Source organism: Helicobacter sp. 11S02596-1 (assembly GCF_002272825.1).
Lineage (GTDB): Bacteria > Campylobacterota > Campylobacteria > Campylobacterales > Helicobacteraceae > Helicobacter_J.
Window position 1 is genome coordinate 44,870 of the sequence record NZ_MLAM01000004.1, and the last position, 12,567, is coordinate 57,436.

At 40.4% G+C, this 12,567-nt stretch carries 9 protein-coding genes; 2 read left to right on the forward strand and 7 right to left on the reverse strand.

Annotated features, from left to right (window positions below):
- The first annotated feature begins 1 nt into the window (after window position 1).
- On the forward strand, window positions 2-784 hold the full coding sequence (gene motB / locus BJI48_RS03435; RefSeq protein ID WP_095331929.1) for a flagellar motor protein MotB: 783 nt from the start codon (window positions 2-4) through the stop codon (window positions 782-784).
- A 7-nt stretch (window positions 785-791) separates the two neighbouring features.
- On the opposite strand, the gene BJI48_RS03440 is transcribed toward motB, so the two are convergent.
- The 6 genes from BJI48_RS03440 to BJI48_RS03465 form a co-directional block, all read right to left on the reverse strand.
- Window positions 792-1,529, reverse strand: a complete 738-nt coding sequence (locus BJI48_RS03440; protein WP_095331931.1) for an MnmC family methyltransferase — start codon at window positions 1,527-1,529, stop codon at window positions 792-794.
- A gap of 114 nt (window positions 1,530-1,643) precedes the next feature.
- Window positions 1,644-3,089 carry an IMP dehydrogenase gene (guaB, locus tag BJI48_RS03445; protein WP_095331933.1) on the reverse strand — a complete coding sequence of 482 codons (1,446 nt, stop codon included), beginning with the start codon at window positions 3,087-3,089 and terminating at the stop codon, window positions 1,644-1,646.
- An 8-nt stretch (window positions 3,090-3,097) separates the two neighbouring features.
- Entirely contained in the window at window positions 3,098-4,471 is a 1,374-nt protein-coding gene (gatA, locus tag BJI48_RS03450; RefSeq protein WP_095331936.1) for an Asp-tRNA(Asn)/Glu-tRNA(Gln) amidotransferase subunit GatA, read from the reverse strand.
- A gap of 106 nt (window positions 4,472-4,577) precedes the next feature.
- Window positions 4,578-5,171, reverse strand: coding sequence for a dephospho-CoA kinase (gene coaE / locus BJI48_RS03455; RefSeq protein WP_095331939.1), 594 nt, complete (start codon window positions 5,169-5,171; stop codon window positions 4,578-4,580).
- Between the two features lies 1 nt (window position 5,172).
- Window positions 5,173-5,967: a spermidine synthase gene (locus BJI48_RS03460; RefSeq protein ID WP_095331942.1), complete on the reverse strand. Its 795-nt coding sequence runs from the start codon at window positions 5,965-5,967 to the stop codon at window positions 5,173-5,175.
- Between the two features lie 66 nt (window positions 5,968-6,033).
- Window positions 6,034-8,658, reverse strand: coding sequence for a DNA translocase FtsK (locus BJI48_RS03465; protein WP_257874369.1), 2,625 nt, complete (start codon window positions 8,656-8,658; stop codon window positions 6,034-6,036).
- A gap of 116 nt (window positions 8,659-8,774) precedes the next feature.
- Here BJI48_RS03465 and BJI48_RS03470 point away from each other — a divergent pair, with 116 nt between their 5' ends.
- Entirely contained in the window at window positions 8,775-10,238 is a 1,464-nt protein-coding gene (locus BJI48_RS03470; protein ID WP_095331946.1) for a hypothetical protein, read from the forward strand.
- On the opposite strand, the gene BJI48_RS03475 is transcribed toward BJI48_RS03470, so the two are convergent.
- Window positions 10,228-12,549: a PD-(D/E)XK nuclease family protein gene (locus BJI48_RS03475; protein WP_095331948.1), complete on the reverse strand. Its 2,322-nt coding sequence runs from the start codon at window positions 12,547-12,549 to the stop codon at window positions 10,228-10,230. The genes BJI48_RS03470 and BJI48_RS03475 overlap by 11 nt on opposite strands.
- Between the last annotated feature and the right edge of the window lie 18 nt (window positions 12,550-12,567).

Sequence of the window (12,567 nt, forward strand, 5' to 3'; positions counted from 1 at the left end):
GATGGCAAAAAAAAATAAAAAAGTCGAATGCCCTGCCGGAGAAAAATGGGCTGTTCCTTATGCGGACTTCCTTTCATTGCTTTTGGCACTCTTTATCGCTCTTTATGCCATTTCAGCAACCAATAAAGCCAAAGTCGAAGCGTTAAAAACCGAATTTATCAAGATTTTTAGCTCCACTACCAAACCTGAAACCATCCAACCTGTTATCCCTATCCCCCCTAATCCAGGTGAAGAATCCCAAGATACAGAAGGTAGCAAGATCCACCAATCCCAAGAAAGTGCTTCTTCTGTTGCTATTGACAATATCAGCCAACTTGAAAATCTGCTTGAAGAAGGTGGCATTCTTGAACAAATTGAACAAGGTGTTAGTTTGAAGCTTCCTGCCAATCTCATTTTCAAACAAGGGAGTGCTGATATTAACAACAGCGATATGATGATGTATATCAAACGCATTGCCCAAATCATCAAAAAATTTCCCCCTCAAGTCAATATTGATGTCAGGGGCTTTACAGATAATTCTCCCTTGCCAAAAAATTCACACTTCAAAGACCATTATGATCTTGCCGCCAGTAGGGCTTTGAGCGTAATGCAAGCATTGATCCAAGATGGCGTTTCTCCCAAACAGCTGTCCTATTCCTCATATGGAAAATACAAGCCTTTAGCCCCAAATGATTCGACCGAAAACAAAATCAAAAACAACCGCGTTGAAATATTTTTCTCAACCGATCCTAACAATATCCAAGAAATCAAATCAATTTTAGACAAAAATATCAAAGCAAAATAGCACACGCCTATCCCCATAATGATAAATCCTTGTGTTCTGCTAGCGGTGTTTTGAGGAAAAGTGTGCTTTTTCTTGTATGCTTGCTGTTGTATTTATAGACCAAAAAGCCCGCATTTTTTGCATTCAAAAAGATTTCAGTATTTGTAGAATATGTCGTGATAATCGATTCAGAATGGCTCAGTCTAAAAAGCTCCAAAAAATACTCTTTATCCCACAAATCTGGATTCACCCTCGGGCTAAATGCATCTTGATAAATAATATCCATACTCCCATCGCTAAATTGATGAAAATAATCCCTCGCATCCCCAATAAATAATTCTAAACTCGTATGTGGTGTGATAAAAACGCTCGAGGCACTTGAAGTGCCAGAAATATTATTGGTAGATTGCAATGTATGAATAATTTTTGCTATATCAAGCCCTAAGAGTTCGCAAGGGTATTTCAAAGCTAAAATTTTCTCAAATACGCCCCTATCTTTCTCGGGAGAAAAAATCTCAATCCTCCCTTTATAGCCCATCTTGCGATATTCTATAGCCGTGGTAAATGTATTGTATCCCAAACCAAAACAAATATCTAATATCTTCAAACAAGGTTTCTGGAGTGAATTTGCAAACAAAATCGGGGGCAAAATATGTTTATGCAATGTCTCCGTATATGCCCCATCTTTGAGGCTATGGTAACACTCGCCAAATTCTTGGTTGAAAAATGTCAGGCTACCATCACGGCTCTTAAGCACGGCTTCCACGCACTATTTTTACACACCATTCTTGCACACAACTCTCAAACATCACTTTCACTACTCCCACACACCTATTTTTACCACGATAGCACCATCACAAGCCCCCGCCATCATCAACCCTTATCCGTGATAATTCGGGGCTTCTTTGGTGATATCGACATCGTGAACGTGCGATTCCCTAAGACCTGCTGATGTAATCTCTACAAACTCGGCATTTTCCCATAGATATTCGATGTTTTTGCTACCCAAATACCCCATCGAAGAGCGCAACCCGCCAACAAGCTGGTGGATGACATCTGCGATCTTCCCCCGATAAGGCACCCTGCCCTCAATCCCCTCTGGCACGAGCTTTTCTTGGGCTGTCCCTTCTTGAAAATACCTATCAGAACTCCCCTTACTCATCGCCCCGATACTCCCCATACCGCGGTAGCTCTTATACTGGCGTCCTTGAAAAATCATCGAATCCCCCGGGGATTCTTCAGTGCCTGCCAACAAACTCCCAATCATCACCGAAGACGCCCCTACAGCAAGCGCTTTGGCAACATCTCCAGAATATTTAATACCCCCATCAGCGATGATAGGGACCCCGTGCTTGATAGCGACATTTGAACAGCCATCAATGGCTGAAACTTGGGGCATCCCAACGCCTGCAACAATCCTCGTGGTGCAAATGCTTCCTGGACCAATGCCGACTTTAATCCCATCAGCACCCGCATTGATGAGGTCTTGCGTGGCTTTCGGGGTAACAACATTCCCCACGATAATATCAACAGAAAACTTATTTTTTACATTTTCTAGTGTCCGCATTACATTGATAGAATGCCCGTGCGCGCTATCAAGAACAAGCACATCCACGCCTGCTTGCACCAGTGCTTCAGCACGATCGAGTTGCTCGACCCCAATCGCCCCCCCAACCCGAAGCCTACCAAGTTCATCTTTATTAGCATTGGGATATTCGATACGTTTTTGAATATCCTTGATCGTGATGAGACCTTTCAAGATATTTTTATCATTGACAATCGGGAGTTTTTCAATGCGGTGCTGGTGCATAATCTCTCTAGCTTCTTCGAGGCTGATACCAACGGGGGCGGTTATCAATGGGGCTTTTGTCATCACATCGCCGACTTTTTTACTCAAATCTGTCTCAAAACGCACATCGCGATTCGTCAATATCCCAATGAGCGAGCCATTTTCATCGACCACCGGCACGCCCGAAATCTTATAATTATCCGTAATCACCTTGGCGTCTGCAAGCGAGCGATTGGCTTGGATATAGATAGGATCGGTGATAACACCGCTTTCACTTTTTTTGACCTTTTTGATTTCATTTACCTGCGAAGCGATGTCCATATTTTTGTGAATAATACCGATACCCCCAAGCCGTGCCATTGCGATGGCTGTCCTGTATTCGGTTACCGTATCCATCGCTGCGCTAACAAAAGGGATATTTAAGCTGATGTTTTTCGTGAGCTTTGAAACTATACAAACCTCTTTTGGCAATACCTCTGAATACCCCGGAACCAACAAAATATCTTCAAATGTCAAGGCTTTTTGTATCAATTTCATTTTATCTCCTAGTCAAATTTAATTTCTAACACCCGCTCAAGCCCATAACCAGCATCCAAAATGCTCTGCTCATCAAAACTTCTCCCAATAAACTGCATCGCAAGTGGCAAGCCCTCTTTTGAAGCCCCTACAGGCAACGAAAGCGCTGGCAATCCAGCAAGATTTACCCCTATGGTATAAATATCGCTCAAATACATCTCCAAAGGCGAATGCATACTCCCAAAGCTCGGGGCAACGCTGGGGGCGACAGGGGAGAGAATCATATCGGTATCGCTAAATATTTCCTCGTATTGTTTTTTGATGGCTTGCCGGATTTTTTGGGCTTTGATGTAATAAGCGTCATAATAGCCACTACTTAGGACAAAATTTCCTAACATTATGCGTCTTTTTACTTCCTCACCAAACCCCTCGCTCCGGGTTTTGATATACAAATCTTTGAGATTTTCTGATGTTTTTGCACGATTGCCATAACGCACCCCATCAAATCTCGCAAGATTTGAACTCGCTTCAGCCGTGCAGATGATGTAATAAGCCGAGATGTGGTATTGGGTGTCTAGCATTGTTTTAGAAACGATCTGATGTCCCATTGATTCTAAGGTTTTGATGGTTTCTTCATAAGCTTTTTGGATATCCGGGCTAGCCTCACGCAGATAATCCTCCAAAATCGCTATCTTAAAACGCCTGTCTCCATCGAGTTTGGAAAATGTCTGGGTTGGTGGCATTGGCGCACTCGTGGAATCCATTTTGTCCGCCCCGCTGATAGCGTCAAATAATATCGCACAATCTTCGATGTTTTGCGTGATAGGTCCGATCTGATCAAGGCTTGAGCTATAGGCTACAAGCCCGTATCTACTCACCCGCCCATAGGTAGGTTTGAGTCCCACACAGCCACAAAACCCCGCCGGCTGTCTGATCGACCCGCCCGTATCACTCCCTAATGCCGCAATTGCCAAGCCCCCCGCAACCGCTGCAGCACTCCCGCCAGAACTCCCGCCAGGCACCCGTGAAATATCGCGCGGATTTTTTGTCCTGCCATAACAGCTTGATTCTGTGGTGCTTCCCATCGCAAATTCGTCCATATTTGCCCGCCCAAACCCGCACATCCCATTTTGGTGCAATCGCTCGATCACGCTGGCATTATAGGGGGCAATGTAGCCTTTGAGTATCTTGCTCGCACACGTGATTTCCCAGCCCTTGACATTGATATTATCTTTGATGAGTATCGGCACGCCACTGCCTGCATTTTCATTGCCTGCACTCTCGATGGGTTCATCAATATAGGCATTGAGTTCCATATTTTGCCTCACCTTTTCAGAGATGTCTAATTTGATAGCTTGGAGTTCTTCTTTGGGTAATGAAAGTGCTTTTTTGAGGGTTATCATCAAATATTCCTTGCAATAAAATAGAATCGATTCTTTTTTTGCAAAATTATAAAACTTTATTGCTTATAAAAAAATCTTATAACATCACGCCACCATCACGACAACATCAAGAAAGGCGCTGAAGAAAATCTTCGACTTCTTTTTGCAATGCTTTAATATCTTTGGTGTTTGCAATCACAAAATCACTTTGGGTCTTTTTGTCCTCGATAGCCATCTGAGCACAGATTCTTTGCAATGCTTCTTCTTTGCTCAAACCATCCCGGCCCATCAGTCTTTCTAACTGGATATTTTGCGGGGCATATACAAGCAAAACTTTTGAAACCCCATAAACCTCTCTGCCCCCAACCTCAAAAAACAATGGGATATCCAAAAAATAAAACTTATGATGATTTTCAAGCGCTCTAGCAGTTTCTAAGATCTTTTGGCGGATTTGAGGGTGGAGCAAATCTTCAAGGATTTTGCGGGCGTGTTTGGATTCAAAAACGATTTTGCCTAATTTCTTCCTATCAATCTTGCCAAAAGTATCGAGAATTTCAGAAGAAAAAAGCTCAATAAGCCTTTCTTTGTTGGTTTCTAAAAGCTCGTGGGCTATCTTGTCCGCATCGACAACGCAATAACCATACAGGGAAAGCAGGCTTGCTACGGTGCTTTTTCCCGAACTTATCCCACCTGTGAGAGCGATAGCGTATTGCAAATCCATATCAATTTTTCAAAACACCCTTGAGCCTAGATACCAGCATATTCGGCAGGGCAAAGGCACTTTGATGGATGTCGGCATTATAGTATTTGAGATTTTCAAGCATATCGATTTTTTGGAGCAACATATCTGCTAGAGGGTGGTATTTTTTTGAAGCAAAGACAAAGCCCCTATCTGTGAGGATAGAAAGCGGGGCAAAAAATGGCATTACAATCCCAAAAAACCGCCCAGCATCTAAAATGCTGGCTTCAAAATCTGCAAATTCGAGCAACGGGTGCTTGGTGGCAAACACCAAAATCCCATCAGGAGAAAGCATTCGAGAGATGCCATCGATCTCGTGGATATTGGGTCTATGCAAACAAATAATCACATCATATTTTTTCACATCCAAATCGATAGCTTTTTCATAGCGCTTAAATCTTGGATTCATACTCACCGAAGAAAAATTCGGCAAAAAGCTAATCAGAGAGTCCAAAATCTTTGCATCACCTTGCACAAAATCAATCTGGAGTTCTTGATGTCTCAAAAGCTCAAAAGCAATCTCAAGATTAAATCCTCCCAATACCAAAGCATTTTTGGGATTTGGATGCGAACACGCTGGCAAATGCGCATAAAGCTCGCTTTCAATATAAAGAAATTTTTTAAGCATAATATGGCATTCATCAATAATGGCGATTTGATCAAAATCATTGCTTTTAAAAATCTCCAAAATATGCTCAGAACTCCTCGCATCAAGCATTTTGGAATCGATTGTATATTCTTGACGAAAATTTGGGCTTATCTGTCGGGTAATCCACATTATTGTCCTTTAATTTTAAAAAATAATTGTATTTAAAAACATTAACAAAAAACCATCAACGAGATTTTAGAGGTTCATAATCTCGCGAACCCCTTTGGCATTGGGTTCAGAAAGGAAACCTTGATTTTGCAATTCCTCAATAATCGAAGCCGCCTTATTATACCCAACACCAAGCTTCCTTTGCAGATAGCTAATAGAGGTTTTTTTATCTTGCAAGATAATGCGTTTGGCTTCATCAAGGATTTCCCCGCTTTCATTCAAAGCCCCATTAGATGTCGATGGCAACGACACATCAGATTCTTCAATCAAAAAATCTTTATCATAGGCAACTTCTCGCTGGGATTTGATAAATTCGACGATTTCTTCTATCTCTTCCTCAGAAGCCCACGGGGCGTGCAATCTCACCACGCCACCAATACCCGGAGGTGTAAAAAGCATATCCCCCCTACCGAGCAAACTCTGTGCGCCCTCCGTATCCAAAACCACCCGTGAATCGATCTTTGAGCCAACCTTGAAACTGATTCTTGAGGGAAGATTGGTCTTGATAAGCCCGGTAACAACATCGACACTCGGGCGTTGCGTGGCGACGATAAGGTGCAGACCGGCTGCCCGCCCCATTTGGGCGATCCTGGCGATGGGAAATTCTGCCTCTTTGCCCCCTGTCATCATCAAATCGGCTAATTCATCGATGATAATCACCAAAAATGGGAAGACCTCAAGCCCCTCAAGCTTGGCTTTTGGATTATATTTATCGATGTTTTTTGTTTTGCATTCACTCATCATTTTGTAACGCCTCTCCATCTCTTTGACAGCACTCCCTAGCGCACTAATCGCCTTTTTGGGATTGGTAATAATCGGCGTGAGGAGATGAGGAATATCAGCATACATACTAAATTCGACCATTTTAGGGTCGATCATAATGAGTTTGAGATTATCAGGAGAATTTCTAAACAGCAAAGATAAAATCATCGCATTCACCCCGACACTCTTCCCACTCCCTGTCGTCCCAGCGATCAGAAGATGGGGCAATTTCTTTAAATCCGTGATAAAGGGATTCCCCACAATATCCTTACCAAGTGCTAATGTCAAAGGCGAAGCAGAATTTTTAAACAAATCGCTTTCTAAAATCTCACGCAGATAAATTGTCTCGCTTTTGGCATTAGGGATCTCAATACCCACGACATCTTTTCCGGGTATGGGCGCTTGGATACGGATAGATTGCGCACAAAGTGCCATCGCCAAATCATCGCCTAATGTCAAAATCCGACTCACCTTGACATCGGGTGCGGGGCGAAATTCAAAAGTCGTAACGATGGGTCCTGAATACGTGCGGGCAATATCGCCATCGATTTTGAAAAACTTGAGCTTAACAAGGAGGTCTTGGATCTTTTTGTCGATCTCATTTTCATCCACCTGCAAAGACTGGGATTTGGGAATCTCAAGTAATTGCGTGCTGGGGAGTTGGTAATCTTTGGGCTTTTCGACTTCGCCAAAATCAAGGGCTTCAAGAAGCTGTTTATTTTCTGCAAGCTCCTTGACAATAAGAGGCTTTTGCTTGGGCGTGGGGGTTTGAAGTGTCGAGAATGTAGTTTTGAAAGCAGAGGGACTGGGTTTTTCTTCCCCTGTTGGTGTTTCTGATTTTTGGATTGTTGGGAATATTTTTTTAAAAACCAATGTCTTGTCTTTTTCTCCATCTTCTGTTGTTTGTATATTTTTTGGAAAATCCAACCCATCATCTCTAAAAATTTCTTTCATCAAGTTTTTTTCAACTTTTTTTTCAGTGGCATTGACTTCAGATATAGTTTTTTTTGGCAATTTTTCAAGCCAAGAAACGGCTTCTTTTTGAGGGTTGAAAGCACTATCTTCTTTAGGCAAATCCTTTGGTATCGCTTCTGGTTTTGGCTTTGAAGCCTCATCACTAAAATGCTTCGCACTCAACTCTTCAAAAAATTTTTTATTACGATTCAAAATCCTTTCGATATTAGCTTCAAGCACCTCGCCTTCCTCATTTTCATCGACAAGTCGGACCATACTGGCGTATTTTTTTTCTTCATTGTCTTTGTTGGGCGCGGGGGTGTAGCTGATTTTGATTTTGCTTTCGTTAAAAACAGGGATAGGGTCATCTTGGGTATTTTGTGGGGTATCTTGTGGCAAATCCTGCGGTAAATCTTGTTGGAGAGCTGGCTTGCTAGATTGCAGAATCTCGCGCTTGGGAAAAAATTTTTGCATATCTAAAGCCAAAAATTGTTCCAATAAATGCTTACTATCAAAAGAGGTTTTTATAAAAGAAATTTTTTTATAAAATCTTTTCAAACCAGCAAGCAAAAAAACAAAATTTTTAGGAAAAAACATCATATAAGACAAAAAAATCAAAATAAAAATGAATACACAAATCCCAAAAAGACCAATAAAAGGTTGCAAAAAATCCACAACCGCTTTGCCTATCTCGCCTTTTTTGACAATGATAGCTTGCAAAATCAAAAACGCCACAAACCCCAAAATGCCCGCCAAAATCACCTCGATTTTTCGCTGGGTAAATGCCATATTGCGATACATTAGATAAGCAGGATAAATCAAAAATAATAAATAAAAATATGCCCCATAACCAAAAAATGCTATATTTATTTTTGCAAAAATAGCCCCAAAATTCCCCACAAGCCCACTATCTCCAAATATTGTTGCGATAGACAAAAAAATGAGTATTGCAGAAAAAATTACAAATAGGTATAATTTTTTAATATTTGTCCTTTGATAAATTTGTTTGAAATTATAGCACACTCGCTTACAACAATCATTTAGGGTTTAAAATGCACGGAAAAATTCTAAGATACTCCATATCGACAGGTTCTGGGGTCGTTACCAACGCCTCAAAAAAAATTTTCGAACTTCGCAAAGAAAGCTGGCACGATACGAGATTCTTACCTGTTGTGGGGATGCTTGTGGAATTTAGGTGCAACACCAATGGGTATTCCATCACTGACGCCAAGGCTTCTTATTATCAAGATTTCCCGCCCAATGGCATTATCAAGGAAATTGACTTTTGGAAAAGCGATACCGATGAAGAACTCAAGCAAAAAGAACAAGATACCCGCAATCAAATCGCACAAAAAATATTCAAAGAGACCAATTATTTCACATTAAAAACCATTGAAATAACCTCCCCGGTTCAAGATTGTATCAAAGAATATTTCGCCCAAGAATTCAATGCTATCAAATTCATTATGGATGAAAACGACTCCAATACGATGGGAAAAATCAACTATCTAGCCACCAAGCGTTTTTTGATCAAAGCGATGGATTATTTGGTTTTTACCGATAGAAACATCACCATAGACACATTCACAAACGATCTCCAAAGGCTCAACCAACTCGAATATTCCTATAAAAATTTCACAAAAAATGTCAATATCAATCTTGAAAAAATCTATGAAGAATGCTTTTTGGAAATGCAATACAACTACCGCGGTGCGATCAAGGCAATCTTGAGCGCAAGAGAAAAAATCCTCCAACTCAACAATAAAATAAAAAATTCTATTTATGAAATCAAGCAAATCAAAGCCAAACTTGAAAACAAAAAAAATGATGAAAAAACCCTGAATATCAAGCTTGAAAATATCAGAATGAATATGGCAAAGGCTGAAGAAGAGATCAAAATCCTCAGAAAAGCTGTTGAAAATCTCACCACGCTTACAGATGGTTTCAAAAGCCAGAATTTCCAAATATTTGGGGTTGTATTCAAAAAAATTTATGAAATCCTTGTGAATAAAACAAAAGAAGCGATGGATATTTGCGCCACAATGCTTGATGACAAAATATGGAAACTCGGGATGGCTTCGACTGCTATCAAAAATATGTTTTTCAAGCATAATATCAATGATTCTTATTGTGCGATGACCTTTTTGGGGCAGTATCTTAGCCGTCTTGACAAAAACAAGCTAAGCGAAAACGAAAGGGCGGTCTATAATTATTACTACAAATACAAACAATCGTATGAAAAAAAATTCCTTATCTTTACTTCCAATCAAAAACTCGAAACTTCCTTAAAAATCCAAATTATGTCTATTTCAAAAAATTACAGCGTTATTATTGTCAAAAAAGATGGGGAATTTTATTCCAACATCAACCAACAAAAATTTGAACTCGGTTATATCGATCCTTATGTTGATGTTGATGTCAAACAGCTCATCGAAGAAGCTAGAAACTCAAAATACAATCACGATACGAAATTTACGATTGTTTCCAAAGAACAAATCGCTGCGATCAAAGACTAGCATCGATCCCGCAAATATCGACAAAAGGACAATATTGGCAAACTTTTCTATCTTCGGTTTTAACAAAATCAATCTCTTTGTGAAAGTCTTTGAGCCTGTCTTTTAAAAGCTCGATTTTTTGCCCTAGCATTTCTTCATTTTTTAGCTCACCACCACCTTTTTTGTATTTGTCATCTTTGAGGTCATAAAAATAAGCTTCAATCTCGCCATCATAGCCCAACGCCCTTGCCCCATACCAATAAATAGGCAACTGAAAATCGCTCGCTTTTTCCAAATCTGTTTGGATTTCTACTTTGGATTTGAATTTATAATCTATAAGCAAGATTTTATCTTGCCAAGAATCGATCCGATCGATTATCCCCCTAAAATCAAACCCCCCGATGTTGGTCTCAAATCCTTTCTCACAAGCCAAGATTTTTATGCCATTTTTGGCACGCTCGCACTCATTTTCCCAAAATTTATCAAGTTTTTTAAAGTCCAATTCAAGTTTAAGGCGTTCTGTCGCACTAAGCCCGGGGTAATCTTGAATCTTTAATGCCAGCTCTTCTCTGATATGTCTAATATCTGGGGTCTGTCCGATATAATTTTGGTAGGCTTTCGCAAGCAAATTATGAAATATACTCCCCATATTTGCCTGCTCTTCGCCAGGGGTTTCTATGCCTTTGATATAAGAATAATAAAACTTTCTTTTACAAGAAAAAAATGTATTAATCCTAGTAGCTGAAAATTTAAAATCAATCGGGAGCTTTGCAATAAAATTTTCTTCTTTATAAATCTTTTTTTCTTCAAATGGAAAAATGCGGTATTTCTCATCGCCATTGCAAATCTTCTCACCCAAAGCAAGCTCATCAATCATCTTAGAATGCGAAACGCTATCGGTATCCACAAAGGTAATATCCACCTTTTGGCTATTATGCAAAATCTGGAGATAATAATGCTTTTGCAAATCCTGCCTATCCCGTAGTGTAGGGATTTGAAGTGCTTTTCTCGTGCTAGAGTTCAAAAACATATCGCTATCTTTGAGGCTAGGAACAAACTCCTCGTTAAAATCCACAATAACCACCCGATCAAAGCACAATCCCCGCGACTCAAGAACGCCCATCACCTTGATTTGCCCCCCGCTAACATCATCGAGGCGAAAATCATTCAAATCCAAAATATACAGCTCCAAAATCTCTGCGGGCAAAAACGCATCAAAACTCCCGGCGACCTTGTCATAACCCATCAAGATTTCCGAATGAAAGCCCGCTAAAATCTCGCTATCTTGCGTTGTTGCAAGCAAAGACTCGGTTTCTTGGCGTAGCCATTCTAATGGGTGCAAATCACTCACGACTGGGGTCTGCTTGCAATCTTGGAGCATTTTTTTGAGCGCTTGGACATAGGCAAAACTCGCCAATCCCTCACCTCTGGCGAAATTTAAATTATGGTGCTTATCAAGGAGTTTGAGGTATTCACAAAATCCCTCATCAGGCGTGATGATGGCGAGTTTTTGCGGGTCTAGTCCAAGATTAAGCCATTGCGTGATACGCTCAAAAACCAAAGCACACTGATTGAGCCTGGAACCAAAGGCAAAAATATCGACATCCATATTTGCCCGCATAGGCGTTTCAGATAAGATTTCAGAGGTTGAGAGATTGATTTTGTAACAAAAATCTTGCTTCAAACCAACCCCCAAAAATCCAAAATGCTCCTGATTGTATCTATCGCATTCGATATGAACAAACACAGGCAAAAGGGAGCTGATTTTGTAAAGAATATTTTTTTCTTGTTTGCTCAAAAACCCATCGAGCTGGAATTCCACACAAGAAAATCGCTCAAAAAAATCGCTCAAAATCTCATAATCTTGACCATAAATCAGATCAAAAAAACCAAAATCACGCAACTTTTGGGTATAAATCGCATAAATTTCGCCCAAAATCGCCAAATGTTCCTCATAATCCCCATATGTGTCTTTCAAAGGAATATCCTCAAAATCCAAACAAGACAAAGCCAGCTCATCAAAAAATCCAAACAAAAACGAACTGCTCTCCAAGTAAGCTAAAAAGCTCTTTTCAAACACGAGCATTCGCTCAAATCCCTGCCTAGAATCAACCACTGAAGCGATGGCGCTAAGCAAAAAAACCTTGCGGATATTTTTGGGGATTTTTCTGCGATCTTTCACAAACAAAATGCTTTCAAAAAACTCGCTCACACTCATCGCCACAGGCAAAAAGCCCTCCCCACACGAGAGATAAAATTCCTTTAGCTTCCGCCTTGTGGCAAAAACATACAGAGGCGTTTTTTGGGTGAAAAATTTTTCTCTATCTGGCATATCTTTATCCTCTCAAAT